Raw genomic sequence first — 23,807 nt, 5'->3', positions numbered from 1 at the left:
GTCGGCTTACGCGGGGCCAGCCCCGCTAAGCCGACCTACGCACTACGATTTTTGTAGGAAACAGAGTACCGTAGGTCGGCTTAGCGCAGCGTAAGCCGACATTGATGAATGCCATATTTCAGGAGAAACGCATGCATGACATGATCAAGGATTGTGAGAGTTTGCTGGGCCAGAGCAGCTTGTCCGGGCCCGATGGCCGGCGTGGCTTCCTGAAGGTGGCGCTGGGCACGGGTTTTGCCATGGCCGCCTTGCCGGTGGTGGCGCAAAACGTCATCAAGACCGATACGGTAGGACTGATCGCCGGCACCATGACGGTGATGGTCGATGGCCAGGCCGTACCCGTGTATGCTGCCCAGCCCGAAGGCAAGACGGGCCTGCCCGTGGTGCTGGTGATTTCCGAGATTTTTGGCGTGCATGAGCATATCGCCGACATGGCGCGCCGTTTCGCCAAGCAGGGTTACCTGGCGCTGGCGCCCGACCTGTTCGTGCGCCAGGGCGATCCGACCAAGGTCAGCAATATCCAGGAGTTGATGAAAGGCATCATCGCCAAGACGCCCGATGCGCAGGTGCTGTCCGACCTGGACGCCGTGGTGGCCTGGGCCAAACAGAATGGCGGCGATACCAGCCGTCTGGGCATCACCGGTTTTTGCTGGGGCGGCCGCGTGACCTGGCTGTATGCGGCGCATAACCCGGCCGTCAAGGCAGGCGTGGCCTGGTATGGCCGCCTGGTGGGCGAGCCCAATCCCTTGATGCCGACCAATCCCATCGATATTGCGCCTACCTTGAAGGTGCCGGTATTGGGCTTGTATGGCGGCAAGGATACGGGTATCAGCCAGGAATCGATCGCCAAAATGAAGGAAGCGCTGGCCAAGGGCGGCAACCAGTCCGAATTCGTGGTCTACCCCGATGCGGGTCACGCCTTCAACGCCGATTACCGCGCCAGCTATATCGCGGCCGATGCGAAAGACGGTTATGCGCGCTGCCTGGCGTGGTTCAAGGCACACGGTGTCGCCTGATCTGGCACGACCTGCAACGTTTCTTTTCTGCCATGTAAAGTAACTGGCACGCCGGGCTGAAATGCCCGGCTGCGCCTCAAGCGCGCCCCAATGCAGTACAATTGCATCTTCTCTGCGCGACGCTGCCGCCAAGCGCTCAAAAAATTAAATAATTGGCAATATTGCAGTCATCAGGCCAGACGCCAGCACAGCGGGCGCCCGTGACCCGGCGCCCATTTTGAGGTAAGAAATCATCGATCCCGTCCTTTTATCCATATTGCTCGCGACCACCATCGCGGGCCTGTTCAGCATTACCGCGGCGGCGATCTTTTCGTTTGCATTCTTGTCCAAGGTGGTCGAGCGCATGGTCAGCTTGTCGGTGGGCATCATGCTGTCGACTTCCTTGCTGCACGCCTTGCCGGAAGCGTTCGAGTCGCATGCGGACCCGCGCAGCCTGTTTGCCACCTTGCTGATCGGCTTGCTGGCCTTTTTCTTGCTGGAAAAGTTCGCCATCCTGCGCCATTCCCACCACCATGAAGGCGATGGCCACCACCATGCGCATGGCCACGACAAGCACGAGGCGGGCAAGGCGGGCTGGATGATTTTGGTGGGCGACGGCATGCATAACTTTACGGACGGCATCCTGATCGCCGCCGCCTTCCTGGCCGACCCGAAACTGGGCCTGGTCACGGGCCTGGCCATCATTGCACATGAAATCCCGCAGGAAATCGGTGACTTCATCGTGCTGCTGAACGCCGGTTTCTCGCGCCTGCGCGCCTATGTCTTCAACCTGCTGTGCAGCCTGATGGCGGTGGCTGGCGGCCTGCTCGGCTATTTCACGCTGGACCGCGCCAGCAACCTGATCCCCTACGTGCTGGTGTTTGCTTCGTCCGGCTTCATCTATATCGCCTTGAGTGACCTGATGCCGCAGATGCAGCGCCGCGCCACCCTGCGCGAAACCATCCCGCAAGTGATCCTGATCGCCGTGGGCGTAGGCATCGTGCTGTTTTTGACGCGGCACCGGCACGGTATTTGATGTATCGCATGGTGAATGCTATATTGATTCTTTCGATAACTTATTAAAGAAAGGAGGAATCATGGAAGACTGGAAGTATGCCGTTTGGGGCGTACGTGCCTTTGGTATAGTTGCCCGCTCTTGCCCTCGTTCTATCGCGCTGCGATAACTTGGTCAGAGCAAAGTCAATCTCCCTGCAGAGTCTTTTCTCGGCTCCTGGTTGTCGTTAGCGCTCCTGTTAACGCGGATGCTTGCATCCCGAACAAAGACAAGAGCCATGACTACCCTTATCTCTACACAAGCTTTACACCTGGAATCCCACGACGGTTTCCTGTTCTCTGAACTCGCCTTTACCTTGCGCCAGGGCGACCGCATCGGCCTGATCGGCCACAATGGCTGCGGCAAATCCACCTTGCTGGGCCTGCTGAGCGGCAAACGGGTAGCCACCTCCGGCACCATCCACGCCGCGCGCGCCTGCCGCCTGCAGCACGTGGAACAGCATTTGCCCGCCGGGCTTGCCAGCCTGAGCCTGTACGACGCCTTGCTGGCGCCCGTGCTCGAGCATCCCGAATTGCATTGGCGCATAGACAGCCTGCTGGCCGAACTGGGTTTCGATGCGGCCACGGCGCAAGTGCCCGTGCGCTCGCTGTCCGGCGGCCAGCACACGCGCTTGTTGCTGGGGCGTGCCCTGCTGCAAGAGCCGAACGTGCTGCTGCTCGATGAACCGAGCAATCACCTGGACTTGCCATCCCTGCTGTGGCTGGAGCAATTCCTGGCGCGCTGGCGCGGCGCTTTTATTCTCGTCTCGCACGACCAGCGCCTGCTCGACAATGTGACTACGCGCAGCTGGATCTTGCGCGATGGGCGCATCTACGATTTTGACTTGCCTTGCGGCCCTGCGCTGACCGCACTGGCCGAGTCCGATGTGGCTGCCGCCGCCCGCCATGCGGCGGAACAAAAGGAAATCGACCGCCTGGCCGTCAGCAGCAAGCGCCTGGCCGTCTGGGGACAGGTCTACGACAATGAAAACCTGGCGCGCAAGGCCAAGACCATGCAGCGGCGCATCGCCAAGCTGAAGGATGAACAAGCCTTTGTCAGCGATGGCGCGCCGTGGCGTTTGAGCTTGCACGGCAAGGCGCTGGTCGCGAAACAGTTGCTGGCGCTGGACGCGCTGGACGCGCTTGCCGTGCGCGCCGTGCCAGAGTCGCCCGTGCTGTTCCATGCGAACCAGCTGTGGCTGAAACCGGGCGACCGGGTGGCCTTGCTGGGCGCCAACGGCAGTGGCAAGTCGTCCTTGCTGCGCTTGTGCTGGCAAGCGATGCAGGCAGACGAAGAAGATGAACGCCTGGATCTGCGTTTTCACCGGGCCGCCAATGTCGGTTACTACGACCAGTCCTTGCAGCAGCTGGCCGACGAGGCCGATTTATCGGACGCCCTGTATCCATTTGCCGTGCAGAATGAAGCCAGCCGCAGCCAGCTGGCGCGCCGGCAAGCCTTGATCTCGGCGGGCTTTGCCTATGCACGGCATGGGCAAAAGGTGGCTACCCTGAGCGGTGGCGAACGGGCGCGGCTGCTGTTCCTGGGCCTGTCGCTAGCCAGTTATCACTTATTGCTGCTCGATGAACCGAGCAATCACCTTGATCTGCAGGGCAAGGCCGAACTGGGAGTGGCACTGCAAGGTTTCGAGGGCGGCTGCCTGCTGGTCTCGCATGACCGCGACCTGGTCGAAATAGCGTGCAACCGCTTCTGGGTGGTGGCCGATGGCAAGCTGGAAGAGTGGCCGGATGCGGCCAGCGCGTATGCAAGGCTGAGCCTGGGAGGCGGCGTATCTCCCCTACCCCAGCCATGCATGGAGGCGCCGGCGCTGGTGCCTGTGCAAAGCGATATTGACCGGCAACTGGAACGCTTGTGTGAGCTGGAACAATTGCTGGCCGGCGACCTGGCCCGCAAGCCCCGGCACCAGAAACCGGCCAGCCAGCGTGTCTGGCGGGAAGAACTGGAACAGTTGAATCGGGCGTTGGGGATAACTTCGTAATTATCCACCGGCAATAAAAATGGCGGACCATCGGGTCCGCCATTTTTAATTCCCCGTTGCCACCGGCCTGGCCGGATCCGCGCACCATTCGCTCCACGAACCCGGATACAGTGCCGCGCCGGGCAAGCCGGCCACTTCCAGTGCCAGCAGGTTGTGGCAGGCGGTCACGCCCGAGCCGCATTGCATGATGGCCGATGCCGGCGAGGCGATCAGCGCCTTGAAGTCTTGTTTCAAGGCTTCGGCGCTCTTGAAACGGCCATCGGCTTGCAGGTTATCCTTGAAGAAACGGCTTTTGGCGCCCGGGATATGGCCGCCGACCGGGTCGATGGTTTCATTTTCCCCACGGAACCGGTCCGGCGCGCGCGCGTCGAGCACGGTTGCCGCCTGGGTTTCCAGGTTCGCCACCACCTCTTGCACGCTTGCGGTGCGCGTCAGGCTGGCTTTTTCGCTGATGTTGCCCGCTGTGCGCGCTGGCGCGACGGGCGTGACCAAGGGCAAGCTGGCCGCTTGCCAGGCGACCAGGCCGCCGTCGAGCACGGCCACGGCCGGGTGGCCGATCCAGCGCAGCAGCCACCACAAACGGGCCGCGAACATGCCGCCCTGGGCGTCGTAAGCGATCACTTGCGTATCATCGTTGATGCCCCAGGCGCGCAGGGTAGCGAGCAGGGCGGCGCGGTCGGGCAGGGGATGGCGGCCCGTGAATTGCGGTCCCAAGGCTGCCTTCGGGCCGGACAGGGCCGTGTCTATGTCGGCAAACTGGGCGTTCTGGATGTGGCCGGCGGCAAAGGCGTCGCTGCCGGCGTTGTGGTTCAGCAAGTCATGGCGGCAATCGAGAATGACCCACTGGCTGTCATTCAAGTGCTGGGCCAGCTCGCTGGCGCTGATCAAGGTCGTGTACATAACAACAAACTCCTTCAGACTTCACTGGCGATGGGATCGGTGCGCGTGGCGGAGGTGGCGGGCGCGTTCCGGCTACGGCTATTGTAGTAGGTTGCGGCGATGCCGGAGCACAGGATCACGGCGATGCCCAGCCAGCCATGCCAGTCGAACAGGTCGCCGAAGATCACCACGCCCCAGAAACTGGAAAAGATGATGCCCGTGTATTGCAGGTTGGCTACGACCAGGGTCTTGCCCAGGCGATAGGCGCGCGTCATGGCCATTTGCGCCATGGTGGCGCACAGGCCGATAGCGGCCAGCAAGCCGACGCCAAAGCCGCTGGTGTGCGCATGCCAGGTGACGGGGCCGCCGCCCGCGCTGGCCACATGGCCGATCACGCCGGCAAAGAAATTGACGATGGAAAAGTAAAACACCACCCGGTATTCGGGTTCGCCCAGCAAGCCAAGCTTGCGTACCTGCAAGTAGGCCAGCGCCGACAGCATGCCCGAAACCAGCGCCGTGATGGCGCCGCCCAGTTGATCCGTCTCAAACACGGGGCGCAGCAGCAGGGTCACGCCGACAAAGCTCATGGCAATCGCCGCCACCAGCGGCCATTCCGCCACTTTGCCGCCTTTCCACCAGCCGCCCGCCAGCAGGATCACGGCGATCCAGATGGGCGCCATGTAGTTCAACGTCATGGCGGTGGCCAGCGGCAAGATGGAAATCGCATAAAACCATAACCACAGGGCCACTACGCCGACCACGCCGCGCCACAGATGTTGGCCCGGCATGCTGGTCCTGAAGCTGCCGCCCTGGTACACAATGGTGGACGCCATGATGGTCATGCCGATGACGCCGCGATACATGACGATCTCGGAGGTGGAATACATGTCCGAGGCCAGCTTCACGCACACGCCCATGATGGCAAACATAAAGCTGGCAAACAGCATCCACAATGATTGCATCTGATTCCTGACAAACTAATGATAAAAAAAGGCCGCACACGGCGGCCCTTGGGGACTACAGTTCGATATTGCTGCGGTACCACTCATGGAAATGCTGCATGCCATCTTCCATCGGTGACTGGTAAGGGCCTACTTCGCTCACGCCGCGCGCCATCAGCACCTTGCGGCCGGCATCCATGCGCAGGGCGATTTCATCGTCCTCGACGCAGGTTTCCATATAAGCTGCCCGTTCCGCCTCGACCAGTTCGCGTTCGAACAGGGCGATTTCCTCGGGGTAATAGAACTCCACCACGTTGCGCGTCTTTTGCGGGCCGATCGGCCACAGGGTCGAGACGACCAGTACGTGCGGATACCATTCGACCATGATGTTCGGATACAGGGTCAGCCAGATAGCGCCATACGGCGGCGGTTCTCCGCCACGGAATTTCAGCACCTCTTCCTGCCATTTTTTGTAGGCGGGCGAACCGGCCTGCTGCAGGCCGCGGTGCACACCCACCGTTTGCACGCTGTAATCCTTGCCGAATTCCCAGCGCAGGTCGTCGCAGCTGACAAAGCTGCCCAGGCCCGGGTGGAACGGCTCGACATGGTAATCCTCGAGGTAGACTTCGATGAAGGTCTTCCAGTTGTAGTCGCACTCGTGGATTTCCACGTGGTCGAACAGATAACCGGAAAAATCGAGGTCTTTCGACACGGAAAGCTGTTTCAGCTTGTCCATGACGTTGTAGCCATTCTGTTCGAACAGCAAGCCGTTCCAGCTTTGCAGCGGCGTTTTCGACAGGTTCAGGCACGGCGTTTCGGGGAAATGCGGCGCGCCGATCAATTCACCCTTGAGGTTATAGGTCCAGCGGTGCAGCGGGCACACGATATTGTTGGCGTTGCCGCGGCCATTGAACATCAGCGCCTGCCGGTGGCGGCACACGTTGGACAATACTTCGATGCCATTGGCGTTGCGCACGAGCATGCGCCCTTCGTTCTCGGACGCCAGGGTCGCAAAATCGCCGGTTTCCGGCACCATCAGTTCATGCCCGACATAGCGCGGGCCGGCCTGGAATAATTGCTGCATTTCACGCTGCAACAGCGTTTCGTCAAAATAGACGTGGACCGGAAGTTGCGCGTTTGAACGCGCCAGCTTGGCGTGAGTAGCCAGATCGGACATCCCAACCCCCCATAAATGTACAACGGTCAGCAGTTTGCCAAGTCATCCCCCGGCAAGCGCTACAGAGAGAAAGAATCCGCAAAGACCTGAATTCAAATTTGTTGAAACGGTATTTCGGACAGAACCGGAGATTATAACGCGGATCGGGCGCGAGATTGCCAAAACCCCCAGCAAATCCATGTTTTTCCTGCAGAAGATGCGCAGCTTGTGAGATACAAGGGGCGTCAGGCTGCCAATTTCCGGCAGATGGGGGCGATTACGCTAAAATCCATGGGTAAGATGAAACTATCTCTTCTTTTCAGCCTGCTTCGCGAGTGTGGTTCACGCTTGCTGCACGCTTTAGTTTTCACTTAAGCGTGTGGTTTGTTCTAAAATAACGCTTCCATGCTGGCCGGGCATCCCCGCCGTCTACTGATCAGTCCCTGCTTGCTACAAAGAGAACAGAGTTTATGTCGAAGAAATTAACTGCCGCTGCTGCCCCGCCGGCCTCGTTTGAAGAGGCAATGGCTGAATTGGCGCAGCTGGTAACGCAAATGGAAGCGGGCCAGCTGCCGCTGGAAGCATCGGTCGCGGCCTATCAGCGCGGTTCGGAACTGGTCAAGTACTGCGCGGCCCAGCTCGATGGCGTCGAAGCGCAGGTCAAAGTACTGGAAGGCGATTTGCTCAAACCGTTTACGGAGAATGGCGAGGCGGCGCAATGACGGCCGGCCTGGATCATTTCGGCATGACCTTCGGCGACTGGATGCAAGCGACCCAGTCGCAGGTGGAAAGCCAGCTCGATCAATTCCTGCCATCGGCAGACAGCGTGCCGCACAAGCTGCACGCCGCCATGCGTTATGCGCTGCTGGGCGGCGGCAAGCGCGTGCGCCCCTTGCTGGTGCGCGCGGCCGGCGAACTGTTCGATGCCGATGCGGATACGCTGGCGCGTGCTGCTTGTGCACTGGAAATGATCCACGTGTATTCGCTGGTGCATGACGACATGCCTTGCATGGATGACGATGCCTTGCGCCGTGGCAAGCCCACCGTGCACGTCGCCTACGATGAAGCGACGGCCCTGCTGGTAGGCGACGCGCTGCAATCGCAGGCATTCATGCTGCTGGCCGAAGGCGCGGCGATTCCACCGGCGCGGCAAATGGCCATGGTACGGCTGCTGGCGCAAGCCTCGGGTTCGGCTGGCATGTGCGGCGGCCAGGCGATCGACCTCGATAGCGTCGGCCTGGCCTTGAGCCTGCAACAGCTGGAACAGATGCATCAATTGAAAACGGGCGCCCTGTTGCGCGCAGCCGTGGTGCTCGGTGCGCTGGCCGGCAAGGATGTCACGCCTGAGGAAATGGCGGCGCTGAACGCGTATGCGCGCGCCGTGGGCCTGGCTTTCCAGGTGGTCGACGACGTGCTGGACGCCACTGCCGATTCGGCCACCCTGGGCAAGACGGCGGGCAAGGATGCGGCGGCCAACAAGCCGACCTATGTATCGATACTGGGGCTGGAGCCATCGAAAGCCCTGGCAGAACAATTGCGGTGCGACGCCCATGCGGCGCTGGCGCCATTCGGGGACAAGGCACGCCGCCTGCGCGAGATGGCAGACCTGGTCGTGCAGCGGAAGGCATAAATGAAACTGTTAGAAACCATCAATGAACCGGCGCAAGTGCGTAAACTTGCTCGTTCGCAACTGACGCCGCTGGCGCAGGAATTGCGCAGCTTCCTGCTCGATTCCGTTTCCAAGACGGGCGGCCATCTGTCGTCCAACCTGGGCACGGTCGAGCTGACTGTTGCCTTGCATTACGTATTCAATACGCCGCACGACCGCATCGTGTGGGACGTGGGCCACCAGACCTATTCGCACAAGATCCTCACGGGCCGCCGCGACCGCATGCACACCCTGCGCCAGCGCGACGGCATTTCGGGTTTCCCGAAACGCGATGAAAGCGAATACGACACCTTCGGCACGGCCCATTCGTCCACCTCCATCTCGGCGGCCCTGGGCATGGCGCAAGCGGCCAAGATCAAGGGCGATCCGCTGCACGCGATTGCCGTGATCGGCGACGGTTCGATGACGGCCGGCATGGCGTTCGAGGCGATGAACAATGCGGGGGTGCAGGAAGACATCAACCTGCTGGTGATCCTGAACGATAACGACATGTCGATTTCGCCGCCCGTGGGCGCGCTGAACCGCCACCTGGCGCGGCTGATGTCGGGCCAGTTCTATGCAGCGGCGAAGAACGTCGGCAAGTCCGTGCTGCCCGGTCCCGTGCTGGAACTGGCGAAACGCTTTGAAGAACACGCCAAGGGCATGGTGGTGCCTGCCACCATGTTCGAGGAATTCGGCTTTAACTACATCGGCCCGATCGATGGCCACGATCTCGATTCGCTGATCCCGACCCTGCAAAATATCAAGCAGCTCAAAGGCCCGCAATTCCTGCACGTGGTGACCAAGAAGGGCCAGGGCTACAAGCTGGCCGAGGCGGAACCGATCCTGTACCACGGCACCGGCAAGTTCAATCCGGCCGAGGGTATCAAGCCGGCCACGGCGCCGGCCAAGATGACGTACACCGAAGTGTTCGGCAACTGGCTGTGCGACATGGCCGCGCACGACAAGCGCCTGGTCGGCATCACGCCCGCCATGCGCGAAGGTTCCGGCATGGTGAAATTCGAGCAGCAGTATCCGGCCCGCTACTTCGACGTCGGCATTGCCGAGCAGCATGCCGTGACTTTCGGCGCGGGCCTGGCTTGCGAAGGCTTGAAGCCGGTGGTGGCCATTTACTCGACCTTTTTGCAGCGCGCCTACGACCAGTTGATCCACGACGTGGCGCTGCAAAACCTGGACGTGACGTTTGCGCTGGACCGCGCCGGCCTGGTCGGCGCCGATGGCGCCACGCACGCCGGTAATTACGACATGGCCTTCCTGCGCTGCATTCCGAATATGGTCATCATGGCCGCATCGGACGAAAACGAATGCCGCCAGATGCTGACCACGGGCTACCACTATCCGGGGCCAGCGGCGATCCGCTATCCGCGCGGCGCGGGTGCCGGTGTGGCCATCGTGCCTGAACTGAGCAGCATTGAAATCGGCAAGGGCGAGCTCAAGCGCCAGGGCAAGCGCATCGCCATCCTGGCCTTCGGCTCGATGGTTGTACCGAGCGTGGCCGCGGGCGAGCAGCTCGACGCGACGGTGGCCAATATGCGTTTCGTCAAGCCGCTCGACGTGGCGCTGGTGAAACAGCTGGCCGCCGAGCATGATTATCTGGTGACGGTGGAAGAGGGCTGCATCATGGGTGGCGCCGGTTCGGCCGTGGCCGAAGCGCTGGCGGCGGAAGGCATCGTCAAGCCGCTCCTGATGCTGGGCTTGCCCGACCAGTTCATCGACCATGGCGACCCTGTGCAATTGCTGAAAAGCGTGGGCCTGGACGGCGCCGGCATCGCCGCGTCGATTGCCCAGCGCTTTGGCGACACGGCGCCGCGGCTGGCGGTAGTCAGCTGACCAAGACAGAAGCGACACTGCGGTGTCGCTTTTTTTTCGCATGATCCCAAGGTTTACGCTGCACTGCAACATTTTGTGTCACGGCAATGATACGATCCTGTTTTGATCCTAAACGAAGCTGACCTTGCGAATCAGGAAACTCCATCGCCGCGCGCGTACCTCGACCAGCCGACTCGTGACGGCGCTGCATGTGCTGAGCGACAAACTGGCACAGCGCCGTCCACTGTGGATGGTGACCCTGGCCATCGACGAAACCAACCTGTCCGAAGGCTTGCGCGCCGCCAGCGCCGCCAGCGCCGTGTTGTTGATGGGCTTGCTGCTGGACCACCCCGATTTTGCCTGGGCCGCCATCGGCGCCTTCTGGACTTGCCTGGCCGATGCGGCCGGCACGCGGCGCATGCGTTTCGTATCGATGCTGGGCTTCGGCTTGCTGTCGACCGTAGTGGGCGGACTGGCCGCGCTGGCGGCCGGCCATGGCCTGCTGATGGCGGCCATCGCCGTGCTGCTGTTTTCCTGGGCCGGCGCGCTGGCGCGCATCTGGGGCGCGGCCACGGCGCAGGTGTCTATCCTGGCGGCCACCGCCTGCGTGGTAATGGTGACGCATCCGCTGCATTCCTTGACGCAAAGCGCACCGTTCCTGGGCCTGTACCTGTTTGGCTGCGTGTTTGCCACCGTGCTCAGTTTTACTGTCTGGCGCATCCACCCCTTCGTGCCCGCCCGGCGCGCCGTGGCCGCCGCTTATTCGCGTTTGGCCGGTATCGCGCGCGACAATGCCCGCTACCTGGCGCAGGATAGTGAGCAGGGCGGCACTGGCGCGCATGGCGCCAGTTACCGTTCGCAGGCGCGTGCTGCGCTGGAAGCGGCGCGGGTGGCGCTGGCCGCCGTGCCGCCTGCGCGCGCGGGCCGTGGCGACTTGTATGACAACCTGCTGCTGGCGCTCAGCGACGCCGAACGCATCTTCGCCTACCTGATCGCCGTCACGCATTCCTGCGAGCGCGAACGCCCGCGCTTGCGGCATGATCCGCGTGCGCGACGCAGCCTCGAAGCGATGGCGGTGCTGCTGCGGCGCCTGGGATTATCGGTACAGCGCCAGCCCGATGTCGCGCCGCTGGCCTTGCAGCGGCGCCTGACGGCGTGCGGACGGCGGCTGGAAGCGGCGCTGGGCGCCTTGCTGCCCTTGCGCCTGAACGTGGAATTCATGGACCTGGGCATGGCGCGTGCCACCGAGCTGCCTTGGCGCGAGCAAGCCTTGCTGTCGCTGGCGCAAGCCTGGCAAACCCTGAAAGTCAATGCCACGCCCCGTTCCCTGAGCTGGCGCCATGCGGCGCGCGTGTCGCTGGCGACCACGACCGGTTTTTTGCTGGTCGAAATGCTGCATATTCCGTTTGGCTACTGGGCTACCATGGCGACTTTGCTGATACTGCAGCCGTCCGTATCGACCACCTGGCCGCGCGGCATCGAACGCGTGGCAGGCAGCGTGCTGGGCGCCTTGCTGGCCGTGCTGATCGGCATCGTGATCCATACGCCGCTGGCCATTTCGCTGGTGGTGTTCCCGCTGATCGTCGCCACCATGGCCTTGCGCCGCGTCAACTATGGCTTGCACGTGCTGTTCATGACACCGGCCTTCGTGCTGGTGGCCGACTATGCGGCGCCGGCCAATGAGATGGTGTATGCGCTCAGCCGGCTGGGCAACAACGTGCTCGGCTGTGTGCTGGCCTTGCTGGCGACGTTTTTCCTGTGGCCAGACCGCGAGGCGGACGACCTGGACCAGCGCCTGACCGATGCCGTGTCGGCGAATCTGCAATATTTGCTGGGCGTGATGGCGGCCGGTGGCAAATGGGACAAATCGATCGCCCATTTACGCCGCGAAGCGGGCCTGGCCAGCAATAATGCAGAGCAGGTGGTGCAGCGCCTGCGCATCGAGCGCCGCCTGGACCGCAGCGCGGGCGTCGGCCTGGCCGCCATGTCCACCTTGCCCTTGCTGCGCCGGGTGGCAGGCAGCACGGCGCGTATCAGCCTGAGTCCGCAGGCAGAACCGGCCCCGCCCGCATTGCAGCGCTGGATCAGCGAAGTCAGTCGCGAAATCGATGCACTGCTGCGCGGCGATGCCGAGGCGCCAGCGCCTGCTCCGTGTAACACGGAAAGCTTGACGGCCCTGCAAGCCGATGCCATGGCGCAGGTGCAGTTGCTGCGCGGATTGCTGCGTGAACATCTGCACGCGCCAGCCCGTAAATAGCGCAGAAAAAACCGCCTTCGCCGTCTCCAGGGGCGCGATATTGTATAGACAGTTATCGCGCTCCAATCTCTCCAAATTCCACATTTCACGTGCTTTCCATAAATATTTTCCAAAGTGAAAATTATTTTAAGGAAATGTTGACGCTCGAATAATCGTGTTTTATATTTGATTTTATAGCAATCAAATTTGATCCGTGCATAAGCGTATTTCAGCTGTGATGCAGCCTGATTCACGCGATAAGACATTCCTTTACAGATAGGAAAGCGCATGACGATGCAGAAAAAAATCAAAACCGCAGCAATGTATCTGCTCATACTCGTTGCCGGCCTGGGCAGCGGTTATGGCCTGTCCTTGTTACCCGGCCTGTTCAAATCGAATTACGTGGAAGGTAATTACGCCGCGTATTTCCCGAATGCCCAGAGCAAGGTGGTTTTATATGGCACCGACTGGTGCGGTTATTGCGCCAAGACCCGCGCCTATTTTAAGGAACATCAGATTGAATTCGTCGATCTCGATATTGAAAAATCCCCGGAAGCCAAAAAAGCCCATGAAGCATTGGGCGGCGGCGGCGTGCCGCTGGTCCTGATCGGCAACCGCAAGATCCAGGGTTATAACGCCGATGCGCTGCAGGCTGCACTGAAGAAGATCGCCGGCTGATGAAAGCCGACGTTCGCAACGTGAAGAGGCGGCATGTTGCGATTATTTTTTCGCCATGATTGCAAAAAGGATGTCATGTTTAAAAAGATCGCTTTTTTTCTTTTCGTCGCCAGTGCCAGCCTGGCCTTCAATAAGGCCGCTCACAGCGAACCCACTTGTGCTTTTCTTTGCGGAAAATTGAGGGCCATTTGCCTCGATGAGGGGCGCGGTGCGGCTTCCTGTCGCGATAACTACAACTTCTGTATCGATAATTGCCGCAATGGCATTTATCCGGAAATGCCGTAGTAATCCCCCCGCCATTTCATTATCGCCATGCATGTTTGCATGGCTCTTTATCTGAAAGGCTGCCCATGTCTAAAAAGCTTGCTGCTTTCCTGTTTGCCGCTGGTGCCGCCCTGTCCTTTGGCGCCCAGGCCGGCGGACCCGATTGCACTTTTGTTTGCGAACGCAACTATATCGATTGCGTGGAGTTTGGCCAGCCAGCGTGTATGCCGCTTTACCAGGCATGCATGAAACAGTGCTTCCGCTAATCGGCTGGCCTCAGGAGCAACAGCAATGGGGTGGCGCGTATGGGACGGCGCGCCATCGTAGTCCGTGATCGTCTGTCTATCAACAGGGGTGATAATGATTAAAAAATTGGGTTTCTTCTTGTTTGCCATGGGTGTCAGCGCATCGTATGCCATGGCCAGCAGTACCGCCGACATAACGGAATGCCAATCCGAGTGCTATATGGCGCTCGATGCCTGTGTCATGGAGTTCAAGGTGCCGGAATGCGTGCGTGCCAATAAAATCTGCCTGCAGAACTGCGGCTAATCGGCGCCTGTCTGCCTGATGAAGTACGGCGATGCTGTTGGACAGGCATCGCCGTTTTCATTTCAACCCCGTGTGCGCTCATGCCGCCACAACACATCGCCACCGCCGCCAAAACGGTTCAGCACGCGCGACAAGACAAACAGCAAGTCCGATAAACGGTTCACATACTGGCGCGGATGTGCGTGCAGGGTTTCCGCATTGGCCAGCGCCACGATGCTGCGCTCGGCGCGCCGGCAGACGGTGCGGCAGACGTGCGCGAGGGAGGCTGCGCGCGTACCGGCCGGCAGGATGAACTCTGTCAGGGCGGGCAGGTCGGCATTGTAGTGGGCCAGCAGGGCGTCCAGGCGCAGCACATGCTCTTCCTTGATCAGCTGGTAGCCGGGGATGCACAGTTCACCACCGAGGTCGAACAAGTCGTGCTGGATGGCCACCAGTTCGCCGTGCAGGGTGTCGGGCATGGCTTCGCACAGCAGCAATCCCAGCTGGGAATTGAGTTCATCCACGTCGCCGATGGCGTGGATGCGCAGGCTGTCCTTGCTGGTGCGGCTGCCGTCGCCCAGGCCCGTGCTGCCATTGTCGCCCGTGCGCGTGGCGATTTTCGAGAGTCGCTTGCCCATCTTGTGCCTTGTGTTGTGAAGAATGGGGGCAGCATACGGCATCTGCGCAAAAAAATGCGATGGCCGCGCCTTTTGTGCTTACAATCGTTGCAAGACCATCTTTGCCTGATCACCATCTTATGCATAATGCCGTCCCAGTTCCGCAAGTAAACGTTGCGCGTCAGCAATCCGTGGTCGCCGCCTTGCTGGCCGTGCTGCCTGCCCGCTGCGTGTTGTCCGACAGCGAAGACACGCGCCCGTATGAGTGCGACGGCCTGGCCGCCTACCGCCAGTTGCCGATGGTGGTGACCCTGCCCGACACGGAAGAACACGTGCTCGCCATCCTGCGCGTGTGCCGCGAACTTGGCGTGCCGATCGTGCCGCGCGGCGCCGGCACGGGATTGTCCGGCGGCGCCTTGCCGATTGCCGATGGCGTGGTGCTGTCGACGGCGCGCCTGAACCGCATCGTGCGCCTCGATGCGCATGCGCGCCTCGCCGTGGTGCAGCCGGGCGTGCGCAACCTGGCCATTTCCGAGGCGGCCGCGCCATACGCGCTGTATTACGCGCCCGATCCCTCGTCGCAAATCGCCTGCAGCATCGGCGGCAACGTGGCGGAAAATTCGGGCGGCGTGCATTGCTTGAAATATGGCTTGACCGTGCACAATGTGCTGCGCGTGCGCGTAGCCACCATCGACGGTGACATCATCGAACTGGGCGGCGAAGCGCTCGATTCACCGGGCCTCGACCTGCTGGCCGTCTTTATCGGTTCCGAAGGCATGCTGGGCATCGTCACGGAGGTGACGGTCAGGCTGATCCCGAAGCCGGCCACGGCGCGCGTTATCATGGCCTCCTTTGGCGACGTGGTCACGGGTGGCAATGCGGTGGCCAGCGTAATCGCGGCCGGCATCATCCCGGCCGGCCTGGAAATGATGGACCGCACTTCCTCGCGCATGGTCGAACCGTTCGTCAAGGCCGGCTACGACATCGACGCGGCCGCCATCCTGCTGTGCGAAGCCGATGGCACGCACGCCGAAGTGGAAGAGGAAATCGCCCGCATGACGGCCGTGCTGGAAGGGGCGGGCGCCAGTGCGATTACCGTCTCGGCCTCGGAAGCGGAGCGCATGCGCTTCTGGTCGGGCCGCAAGAACGCCTTTCCCGCCGCCGGGCGCATCTCGCCCGACTACTACTGCATGGACGGCACCATCCCGCGCAAGCGATTAGCCGAAGTCCTGACGGGCATCGCGCAGATGGAGCTGACGCATGGCTTGCGCTGCGCGAACGTGTTTCACGCGGGCGACGGCAACCTGCACCCCTTGATCCTGTTTGACGCCAACCAGCCCGATGAATTCGAACGGGCCGAGGCGTTTGGCGCCGATATCCTGGCCCTGTGCGTGGCCGTCGGCGGCACCATCACGGGCGAACATGGCGTGGGCATGGAAAAGATCAATTCCATGTGCCTGCAATTTACGCGGGCCGAACTCGATGCGTTTTTTGCCGTCAAGCGGGCCTTCGATCCGCCTGGCTTGCTGAACCCGGACAAGGCGATACCGACCCTGAACCGCTGCGCCGAATTTGGCAAGCTGCATGTCACGGCGGGGCGCCTGCCGTTTGCGGGCCTGCCGCGCTTTTAACCGTGTTGGAGACTTCTTTGCAAGCGATCGAGGAACAATTCAGATTAGCCATCGTGGCTGCCAGCGCGGCCGGTACACCGTTGCGCCTGCGCGGCGGCGGCAGCAAGGACTGGCATGGCCAGCAGTTGGAAGGCGACGTCCTCGACACGCGCGCGTATGCCGGCATCATCGATTATGAGCCGACGGAACTGGTGATCACTGCCCGCTGCGGCACGCCGCTGGCCGAGATCGAGGCGGCGCTGGCCGAACGCCAGCAGATGCTGGCGTTCGAGCCGCCCCATTTTGGCCAGGGCGCCACCATCGGCGGGGTGGTGGCCAGCGGCTTGTCCGGTCCGCGCCGCGCTGCGGCCGGCGCCTTGCGCGACTTCGTGCTGGGGGCCGTGCTGATGGATGGCCGCGGCGAGCGCCTGGCCTTCGGCGGCCAGGTGATGAAAAACGTCGCCGGCTACGATGTCTCGCGCCTGCTGGCCGGTTCGCTGGGTACCCTGGGGCTGATCCTGGAAGTGTCCTTGAAAGTGCTGCCCTTGCCGCCGCGCGAGGTGACGGTGGCTTTCGAGCGTGCTGAAATTGCTGCCTTGCGTTTGCTCAATGAATGGGCCGGCAAGCCCTTGCCGATTTCCGCCAGCTGCTGGCATGACGGCATCCTCACCTTGCGCCTGTCGGGCGCCGAGGCGGCGGTGGCGGCAGCCTTGCGCAGCCTGGGCGGCGAGGTGGTGGAACCGGCCCAGGCGGCGCTGTTCTGGACCGCCGTGCGTGAACAGCGCCATGCTTTCTTTTCTGGCGACGGCAGCTTGTGGCGTCTTTCGCTGCCGCCGCACGCCAGCGCCGTTATCCTGAAAGGGCGGCAATTGATCGAGTGGGGCGGGGCGCAGCGCTGGCTGAAACTCGATGGCGAGACCGATGCGGCCGGCGCGCAACGCATCCGCCAGACGGTGGCCGCCAGCGGCGGCCATGCCACCCTGTTCCGTGGCGGCGACAAGTCAGTGGGCGTGTTCCACCCCCTGGCGCCAGCCGTGGCGCAGATACACCAGCGCCTGCGGCTGTCGTTCGACCCCGCATCCATCTTCAACCGACACAGAATGTACTGAGGGCGCATGCAAACCAATCTCGCCGATTTCATCAAGCACACGCGTGAAGGCATGGAGGCCGAAACGATCCTGCGCGCCTGCGTGCATTGCGGGTTTTGCACGGCCACTTGCCCCACCTACCAGTTGCTGGGCGACGAACTCGATGGCCCGCGCGGGCGCATCTACCTGATCAAGCAGGTGCTGGAAGGCGCAGAAGTCACCGGCAAGACGCAGATGCACCTGGACCGCTGCCTGACCTGCCGCAACTGCGAATCGACCTGTCCCTCGGGCGTGCAGTATGGCCGCCTGGTGGACATCGGCCGCAATGTGGTCGAGCAGCGGGTGCAGCGGCCCCTGCGCGAACGGGCGCTGCGTTATGCGCTGGCTCAGACCTTGCCGCGCCGCTGGCTGTTTACGCCGGCCTACAAGCTGGGGCAGGTCCTGCGGCCGGTGCTGTCGAAGGGGCTGCAGGACAAATTGCGGCCCGGTGCGGCGCCAGGACAATGGCCCACGCGCCGCCATGCGCGCAGCATGCTGCTGCTCGATGGCTGCGTGCAGCCTGCCATGTCGCCCAATATCAACGCGGCCACGGCGAGGGTGCTCGATGCGCTGGGCGTGCAATTGATCACCGCGCCCAAGGCCGGCTGCTGCGGCGCGCTGCGCCACCATCTGAACGAGCAGGAAGCGGCGCTGGACGACATGCGCCGCAATATCGACGCCTGGTGGCCGTATGTGGACACTGCCGCGCCGGTGGAAGCCATCGTCATGACGGCGTCCGGCTGCGGCGTCACGGTGAAGGAATACGGCCACTTGCTGGCGCATGATCCGGTTTATGCAGACAAGGCGCGGCGCATTGCGGCGCTGACGCGCGATCTATCCGAAATCATGCCGGTCTTTGAGGTGGAACTGGCGGCACTGGTGCAGGGACGTATCAGGCAGCGGGTGGTCTATCACCCGCCCTGCACCCTGCAGCATGGCCAGCAAATCCGCGGCAAGGTGGAACAGGTGTTGCGGACCGTCGGCGTCGATGTGGTGCTGTGCGCCGACAGCCATCTGTGCTGCGGTTCGGCCGGCACCTATTCGATGCTGCAGCCAGCCTTGTCGCAGCAACTGCGCGACAACAAGCTGGCCAACCTGGCGCAATGCGCGCCGGACGTGATCGTGTCCGCCAATATCGGCTGTTTGAACCACCTGCAATCGGGTACGGACACGCCCGTGCGGCACTGGATCGAAATCATTGATTCCGCTTTGGTGTCCGCCTGAGATTATTTCAGCTCGGTGGAGTAGTTCAGCGGTACCCATACCCACGCCTTGCCCTGGGCGCGCAGATGGCCCAGGCCGGGGAAGGACAGGTGGGCGGCGGCGACCAGCGCGCCTTCGCTGGCGGCCTCGCCAAATACTGCTGCGCGGGAGGTTGCCGCCGCCTGCTTGTCGGTATCGAAGTCGATCGTGACGGAAGGAGAGGCGAACTGCACCGCACCCGCATGGATCAGGTCACCGGCGATAATCAATTTTTGCCCTTTGCTCTCGATCAGATAGCTGGTGTGGCCCAGCGTATGGCCGTGGCTGGCAATCGCCGTCACGCCGGGAAGCAGGGCGCCGCTGCCCTGGAAGGGCTGGAACTTGCCGCTGGCGATATAGGGCTTGAGCACCGTCATCGCGTCCTTCACGAATTCCGGCACGAAGCTGCGGGCATCGGTGGCAGCGTGATCCAGGGTGGCTTGCGACAGCCAGTAGTCGGCATCGCGCTGGTCGGCGTGGATGGTGGCATTGCTGAACACGATGGCGCCGCTGGCGACCAGGCCGCCCACGTGGTCAGGATGCATATGCGTGATGAAGATGTCGTCGACTTGCTCCGGCAGGTAGCCGGCAGCCTTCAGGTTGGCCGCCAGCTTGCCCAGGGTCGGCCCGAAGAAGGCGCCGGCGCCCGTGTCGATCAGGATCAGCCGCGTGCCCGTGTTGACGAGATAAGCGTTGGTCGAGGTTTCTGTGGGCACGCCGAGGAAAGCACGCTTCAGCGTAGCCGTCGTTTTTGCTGCCGGCGCGTTGAGCAGCTTGTCCATCGGTGCATCGATGGTGCCGTCGTTCAGCGCGGTGATTTCGAAGTCGCCCAGCATGGCGCGGTAAAAGCCCGGAGCCTGGGTCTTGACCTGCGGGGCGGCGGCGTATGTCACAGTCGGGGCGGTGCTGGCGCCCAGTGCCAGCATGGCGGCGAGGATGCTGGCGTGCAGCGTGCGGGTAAATGGCATCGTAGTCATAAAGCGTTGATCGGCGGTTGAAAGGAGGTCGTGTCAGCGCCATCCTATCCAAACGGCGTGTGCTGTTGAAATCGATAGTTTGCATGCCAGGCATAAGTGGCATCGATAGCTGCAGGACCTTACACGGGACTTTCGCTGAACTGCGCGATGCGCCACTGCGGCGCCGGCACGAAATTGGCCGCCCAGTCGAGCACCGCGTCGGCCGGCATCGGGCGGGCGATGCCGTAGCCTTGCGCCAGGTCGCAGCCCAGCTGGATCAGGCGCGCGCCGTGTTCGATGCTTTCCACTCCTTCGGCGATCACCGTCAGCGAAAACGAGCGGGCCAGGCCGATCACGGCGCGCACCAGGTGCAGGTCGTCGTGGTCGTTGAGCATATTGCGCACGAAGCTCTGGTCGATCTTGACGATGTTGGCCGGCAGGCGCTTCAGGTAGGACATCGAGGAATAGCCGGTGCCGAAGTCGTCCAGCGCGAAGGTGATGCCCAGCGCCTGGCAGGCGCGGATGATGCGGCGCACGTGTTCGATATCGTGCAGGGCCGACGATTCGAGGATTTCCAGTTCCAGCATGCTGGGGCGCACGCCGGGAAATTCGCCGAGGATGGCTTTCAGGCGCGGCACGAAATCGGGTTGCTGGAAATGGCGCGCCGCGATATTGACGCTGACCACCCACTGCTGGCCGGCCGCGATCCAGCGCTGCATTTGCCACAGGGCCTGGCGCAGCACCCATTCGCCGATATCGATGATCAAATCCGTCTGCTCCACCAGCGGCAGGAACTGGGCCGGCGCCAGCACGCCGCGGCGCGGATGCTGCCAGCGCAGCAGCGCTTCCATGCCCACCACCGTGCCGGCGCGCATATTCACTTTCGGCTGGTAGTACAGGCGCAGTTCGCCATTGATCAGGGCCTGGCGCACTTCCGTGCGCTGGTTGTGGTGGGTGCGTACTTCCTCGTCCAGGTTGGTGTCGAAGAAGTGGTACTGGTTGCGCCCCGTCAGCTTGGCCTGGTAGGCGGCGTGGTCGGCCTGGCGCAGCAGGCTTTCCGCATTGAGTTCCTTGCCCGCGTAGACGGCGATGCCGGCGCTGGCCGTCATGTGCAAGGCTTGCTGGTCGCACTGGTAGGGACGGCCCAGTTCCTGCATCAGCAGGGCGACATTCTGTTCGATGGTGGCGATGCTGGCCTGGCCGCACAGCAGCATGACGAATTCATCGCCGCCCAGGCGCGCCGCATAGTGCACCTGCCCCGTGAAGTCATGCAGGCGCGCGGCCACCTGCTTGAGGATTTCATCGCCCGCTTCGGCGCCGTGGCGGTCGTTGATGCTCTGGAAATGGTCGAGGTCGAACAGGCATACGGCCAGCAGCCGCTGCCGCTCGCGCGAAAGAAACAGTTCCTGCTCGAAGCGGGCCGCCAGCGCCGCGCGGTTCGGCAAGCCGGTCAGCACGTCATTGTAGTTTTGCCACGACATCTTTTGCAGCGCCTTCTGCATGTGCACCGTCTCGCTGAGCTGCTCGCCCAGCCGTTTCTGGCTAGCTTGCAGCGACGACAGCATGTTGCCGATGTCGCCCGCCATGCTGTTGAACGAGCGCGACACGGCCTGCTCTTCCGGCGTGGCGCCGTCCGCCATGCGGATCGTGAAGTCACCGCTGCGGAAGCGTTCGGTGGCCACGGTCAGCCGCGCCAGCAGCTTGCGGTGCGAAGCCAGTATCAATCCCAGCAGGACGAAGATCAGGACGATGTTGATGGCGCTGAGCATGGCCTGGTGGCGCACGCGTCCCCACACTTGCTGCAAGGGCAGGTTGGGCGTGTAACGCACGTCGAGGATGCCGTCCCGGCCACCGGGCAGCGCCACCGTCAGGCGGCTGTTGATGGCCGTGATGCCAGCCAGGTGCACGAACCATGCAGGGACGGCAGCGGCCAGCTGTGCCTCCGGCGAGGTCTCGGCCAGCACTTCGATATGTTCGCTGGCGTTGTCCCAGCGTATCGAGGACAGGTTGCGGTTCAGCGGCAGGGCGCTGCGCAGCACGCGCGGCACGCTGGCCATATCCGTCTGCACGGCCAGCGGCAGCACGGTATTGGCCAGGTACAGGTCAAGCTGGCGCGCCTCGTTCTGATAGCGCGAGCTGGCCAGCGTGGTTTCCTGATTCAGCAAGGCTTGATAGCGAACAGCCGATACGCCGAGTATCAACAGTGAAATGGGAATGAAGAGGCGGGAATAAGACCCCATCCGCATCCATGAAGATAGTATTTTCCCAAAGACTGGCATCGTTATTTTGATCGATATCTGCGAAGAATTGTGCAAACATTATCACCGAAAAATTGCCATTTGGAACACAATATTAACGGCAATACTTAAATAAAATCAAATTTATTGATTTTACATCATAGTTGTTTAAAATTAATCTAATCTGACCTTATTCTGCTAGCAATTTTTCGATATCCGTTACCAGTTTTTGCGGTTTGCTGGCGCTGGCATAGCGGGCAAACACGGTGCCGTCCCTGCGCACCAGGAATTTGGTGAAATTCCATTTGATGGCTTTGGTGCCCAATATGCCGGGCGCCGCCTGTTTCAATTGCTGGAACAAGGGGTGGGTGTTGCTGCCATTCACGTCGATCCTGGCAAACAGGGGAAAGGTGACGCCAAAGTTCTTTTCGCAAAAGGCGCCGATCTCGGTGTTGGTCCCCGGTTCCTGGGCGCCGAATTGATTGCAGGGAAAACCCAGCACCACCAGGCCCTGTTCGCGGTAACGCCGGTATAGCGTTTCCAGTCCCTGATACTGGGGCGTATAGCCGCAGGCGCTGGCCGTATTGACGATCAGCACTACCTTGCCCCGGTATTGTGCCAGATCAACGGGTTTGCCATCGAGGCTATCGGCCTGGAAATCGTGGATATCCGCCATCTCAGAGCAATCCCCACGACGCCTGCTCTTGCGCCGTGCCGTGGAGCGCAGACGGTTTGCCGTCGAGCTTGATTGCCAGCCGCAGGTCGTTGACGGAGTCGGCGTTGCGCAAGGCGTCTTCATAGCTGATGAGTCCGGCCTCGTGCAGTTCGAACAGGGCCTGGTCAAACGTCTGCATGCCCAGTTCGCGCGATTTCTTCATCAGCTCCTTGATGTCATGCACCTGGCCCTTGAAGATCAGCTCGCTCATCAGCGGTGAATTGAGCAGGATTTCCATCGCTACCTTGCGACCGCTGCCATCGCGCGCTGGAATCAAACGCTGCGAAATCACGCCCTTCAGATTGAGCGACAGATCCATCAGCAGTTGCTGGCGCCGCTCTTCCGGGAAGAAATTGATGATGCGGTCCAGCGCCTGGTTGGCGTTGTTGGCGTGCAAGGTCGCCAGGCACAGATGGCCTGTCTCGGCAAACGCGATCGCGTGGTCCATCGTTTCGCGGTCGCGGATCTCGCCGATCTGGATCACGTCCGGCGCCTGGCGCAGGGTGTTTTTCAGGGCCGTGGCCCAGTCTTCCGTATCGACGCCCACTTCGCGCTGGGTGACGATGCAATTGCCATGCGGGTGGATGAATTCCACCGGGTCTTCGATGGTGATGATGTGGCCGTGGCTGTGTTCGTTGCGGTGGCCGACCATGGCGGCCAGGGTGGTGGACTTGCCGCAACCGGTGGCGCCTACCATGATGACCAGGCCCCGCTTGCTCATCACCACGTCCTGCAGGATGGCGGGCAGGCCCAGCGCGTCCAGCCTGGGGATGGCGGTATTGATCGTGCGCAAGACCATCCCCGCCAGGCCCATCTGCACGAAGGCCGACACGCGGAAGCGTCCCAGGCCATCCGGGCTGATGGCGAAATTGGCTTCGCGGCTGGCGGCGAAGTCGGTCGCTTGCCGCTCGTTCATGACGGCGCGCACGCAGGCGCTGGCTTGCGCCGCGCTGAACGGTTCCGATGCCAGCGGCGTCAGCTTGCCATCGAGTTTGATGGCCGGTGGAAAGCCTGCCGTGATGAACAGGTCCGAGCCGCCGCGCTCGCGCATCTGCGCCAGCAAGGTATGCATCGTTTGCAAACTATTGTCCATGCGGC

The 23,807-nt window shown here is 61.9% G+C and carries 22 protein-coding genes; 11 read left to right on the top strand and 11 right to left on the bottom strand.

Translation table 11 applies throughout. The annotated features are described in order from the left end of the window. Positions 1 to 131 precede the first annotated feature (131 nt). Positions 132 to 1,016: a dienelactone hydrolase family protein gene (locus tag ACL9RI_RS20020; protein WP_422728247.1), complete on the top strand. Its 885-nt coding sequence runs from the start codon at positions 132 to 134 to the stop codon at positions 1,014 to 1,016. Between the two features lie 144 nt (positions 1,017 to 1,160). On the opposite strand, the gene ACL9RI_RS20015 is transcribed toward ACL9RI_RS20020, so the two are convergent. Continuing rightward, entirely contained in the window at positions 1,161 to 1,385 is a 225-nt protein-coding gene (locus ACL9RI_RS20015) for a hypothetical protein (protein WP_422728368.1), read from the bottom strand. Here ACL9RI_RS20015 and ACL9RI_RS20010 point away from each other — a divergent pair. Together ACL9RI_RS20010 and ACL9RI_RS20005 are read left to right on the top strand one after the other, a co-directional pair. Further along, positions 1,297 to 2,031 carry a ZIP family metal transporter gene (locus ACL9RI_RS20010; protein ID WP_422728359.1) on the top strand — a complete coding sequence of 245 codons (735 nt, stop codon included), beginning with the start codon at positions 1,297 to 1,299 and terminating at the stop codon, positions 2,029 to 2,031. The genes ACL9RI_RS20015 and ACL9RI_RS20010 overlap by 89 nt on opposite strands. A 256-nt stretch (positions 2,032 to 2,287) precedes the next feature. Then, the gene (locus tag ACL9RI_RS20005) at positions 2,288 to 4,045 is read left to right on the top strand and encodes an ABC-F family ATP-binding cassette domain-containing protein (protein WP_422728246.1); all 1,758 of its coding nucleotides are present in this window, start codon (positions 2,288 to 2,290) and stop codon (positions 4,043 to 4,045) included. Positions 4,046 to 4,090: 45 nt separating this feature from the next. On the opposite strand, the gene ACL9RI_RS20000 is transcribed toward ACL9RI_RS20005, so the two are convergent. The 3 genes from ACL9RI_RS20000 to ACL9RI_RS19990 are packed head-to-tail and all read right to left on the bottom strand — an operon-like array spanning position 4,091 to position 7,042. Continuing rightward, entirely contained in the window at positions 4,091 to 4,945 is an 855-nt protein-coding gene (locus ACL9RI_RS20000) for a sulfurtransferase (RefSeq protein ID WP_422728245.1), read from the bottom strand. A 14-nt stretch (positions 4,946 to 4,959) separates the two neighbouring features. Next, positions 4,960 to 5,886, bottom strand: a complete 927-nt coding sequence (locus tag ACL9RI_RS19995) for a DMT family transporter (protein ID WP_422728244.1) — start codon at positions 5,884 to 5,886, stop codon at positions 4,960 to 4,962. A 55-nt stretch (positions 5,887 to 5,941) separates the two neighbouring features. Next, positions 5,942 to 7,042, bottom strand: a complete 1,101-nt coding sequence (locus tag ACL9RI_RS19990; RefSeq protein WP_422728243.1) for an aromatic ring-hydroxylating oxygenase subunit alpha — start codon at positions 7,040 to 7,042, stop codon at positions 5,942 to 5,944. Between the two features lie 449 nt (positions 7,043 to 7,491). Between ACL9RI_RS19990 and ACL9RI_RS19985 the strand changes: the two genes are divergently transcribed. The 5 genes from ACL9RI_RS19985 to ACL9RI_RS19965 all read left to right on the top strand — a co-directional run bounded on the left by ACL9RI_RS19985 (position 7,492) and on the right by ACL9RI_RS19965 (position 13,413). Then, positions 7,492 to 7,743 (top strand): exodeoxyribonuclease VII small subunit, encoded by a 252-nt coding sequence (locus tag ACL9RI_RS19985; RefSeq protein ID WP_422728242.1) that lies wholly within the window; start codon positions 7,492 to 7,494, stop codon positions 7,741 to 7,743. Positions 7,744 to 7,766: 23 nt separating this feature from the next. Continuing rightward, positions 7,767 to 8,651: a polyprenyl synthetase family protein gene (locus ACL9RI_RS19980; protein WP_422728358.1), complete on the top strand. Its 885-nt coding sequence runs from the start codon at positions 7,767 to 7,769 to the stop codon at positions 8,649 to 8,651. Beyond that, positions 8,652 to 10,520 carry a 1-deoxy-D-xylulose-5-phosphate synthase gene (dxs, locus tag ACL9RI_RS19975; protein ID WP_422728241.1) on the top strand — a complete coding sequence of 623 codons (1,869 nt, stop codon included), beginning with the start codon at positions 8,652 to 8,654 and terminating at the stop codon, positions 10,518 to 10,520. It begins immediately after the preceding gene. 124 nt (positions 10,521 to 10,644) lie between these two features. Further along, positions 10,645 to 12,756 carry an FUSC family protein gene (locus ACL9RI_RS19970; protein ID WP_422728240.1) on the top strand — a complete coding sequence of 704 codons (2,112 nt, stop codon included), beginning with the start codon at positions 10,645 to 10,647 and terminating at the stop codon, positions 12,754 to 12,756. A 267-nt stretch (positions 12,757 to 13,023) separates the two neighbouring features. Beyond that, positions 13,024 to 13,413 carry a glutaredoxin family protein gene (locus tag ACL9RI_RS19965; protein ID WP_422728239.1) on the top strand — a complete coding sequence of 130 codons (390 nt, stop codon included), beginning with the start codon at positions 13,024 to 13,026 and terminating at the stop codon, positions 13,411 to 13,413. 42 nt (positions 13,414 to 13,455) lie between these two features. On the opposite strand, the gene ACL9RI_RS19960 is transcribed toward ACL9RI_RS19965, so the two are convergent. The 3 genes from ACL9RI_RS19960 to ACL9RI_RS19950 form a co-directional block, all read right to left on the bottom strand. Beyond that, on the bottom strand, positions 13,456 to 13,731 hold the full coding sequence (locus ACL9RI_RS19960; RefSeq protein WP_422728238.1) for a hypothetical protein: 276 nt from the start codon (positions 13,729 to 13,731) through the stop codon (positions 13,456 to 13,458). A gap of 14 nt (positions 13,732 to 13,745) precedes the next feature. Further along, entirely contained in the window at positions 13,746 to 14,117 is a 372-nt protein-coding gene (locus ACL9RI_RS19955; protein WP_422728237.1) for a hypothetical protein, read from the bottom strand. A 171-nt stretch (positions 14,118 to 14,288) separates the two neighbouring features. Next, positions 14,289 to 14,843, bottom strand: coding sequence for a cob(I)yrinic acid a,c-diamide adenosyltransferase (locus ACL9RI_RS19950; protein WP_422728236.1), 555 nt, complete (start codon positions 14,841 to 14,843; stop codon positions 14,289 to 14,291). Between the two features lie 119 nt (positions 14,844 to 14,962). Here ACL9RI_RS19950 and ACL9RI_RS19945 point away from each other — a divergent pair, with 119 nt between their 5' ends. Genes ACL9RI_RS19945 through glcF form a run of 3 tightly spaced genes read left to right on the top strand, consistent with a single transcriptional unit; the run spans position 14,963 to position 18,783 of the window. Beyond that, on the top strand, positions 14,963 to 16,453 hold the full coding sequence (locus ACL9RI_RS19945; RefSeq protein ID WP_422728235.1) for an FAD-linked oxidase C-terminal domain-containing protein: 1,491 nt from the start codon (positions 14,963 to 14,965) through the stop codon (positions 16,451 to 16,453). Between the two features lie 17 nt (positions 16,454 to 16,470). Then, entirely contained in the window at positions 16,471 to 17,541 is a 1,071-nt protein-coding gene (glcE, locus tag ACL9RI_RS19940) for a glycolate oxidase subunit GlcE (RefSeq protein WP_422728234.1), read from the top strand. Positions 17,542 to 17,547: 6 nt separating this feature from the next. Continuing rightward, the gene (glcF, locus tag ACL9RI_RS19935) at positions 17,548 to 18,783 is read left to right on the top strand and encodes a glycolate oxidase subunit GlcF (RefSeq protein ID WP_422728233.1); all 1,236 of its coding nucleotides are present in this window, start codon (positions 17,548 to 17,550) and stop codon (positions 18,781 to 18,783) included. 2 nt (positions 18,784 to 18,785) lie between these two features. Here the strand turns inward: glcF and ACL9RI_RS19930 are convergent, their stop codons facing one another. The 4 genes from ACL9RI_RS19930 to ACL9RI_RS19915 all read right to left on the bottom strand — a co-directional run bounded on the left by ACL9RI_RS19930 (position 18,786) and on the right by ACL9RI_RS19915 (position 23,802). Then, the gene (locus tag ACL9RI_RS19930) at positions 18,786 to 19,778 is read right to left on the bottom strand and encodes an MBL fold metallo-hydrolase (protein WP_422728232.1); all 993 of its coding nucleotides are present in this window, start codon (positions 19,776 to 19,778) and stop codon (positions 18,786 to 18,788) included. Positions 19,779 to 19,897: 119 nt separating this feature from the next. Next, the gene (locus ACL9RI_RS19925) at positions 19,898 to 21,997 is read right to left on the bottom strand and encodes a putative bifunctional diguanylate cyclase/phosphodiesterase (RefSeq protein ID WP_422728231.1); all 2,100 of its coding nucleotides are present in this window, start codon (positions 21,995 to 21,997) and stop codon (positions 19,898 to 19,900) included. Positions 21,998 to 22,184: 187 nt separating this feature from the next. Continuing rightward, a complete protein-coding gene (locus tag ACL9RI_RS19920) occupies positions 22,185 to 22,670 on the bottom strand; it encodes a glutathione peroxidase (protein ID WP_422728230.1) in 486 nt (161 codons plus the stop codon). A gap of 1 nt (position 22,671) precedes the next feature. Then, positions 22,672 to 23,802 (bottom strand): PilT/PilU family type 4a pilus ATPase, encoded by a 1,131-nt coding sequence (locus ACL9RI_RS19915; RefSeq protein ID WP_422728229.1) that lies wholly within the window; start codon positions 23,800 to 23,802, stop codon positions 22,672 to 22,674. Positions 23,803 to 23,807: the final 5 nt, after the last annotated feature.

The organism is Janthinobacterium sp. Mn2066, assembly GCF_049319705.1.
Taxonomy (GTDB): Bacteria; Pseudomonadota; Gammaproteobacteria; order Burkholderiales; family Burkholderiaceae_D; genus Janthinobacterium.
This window is presented reverse-complemented; position numbering and strand designations above follow the sequence as displayed.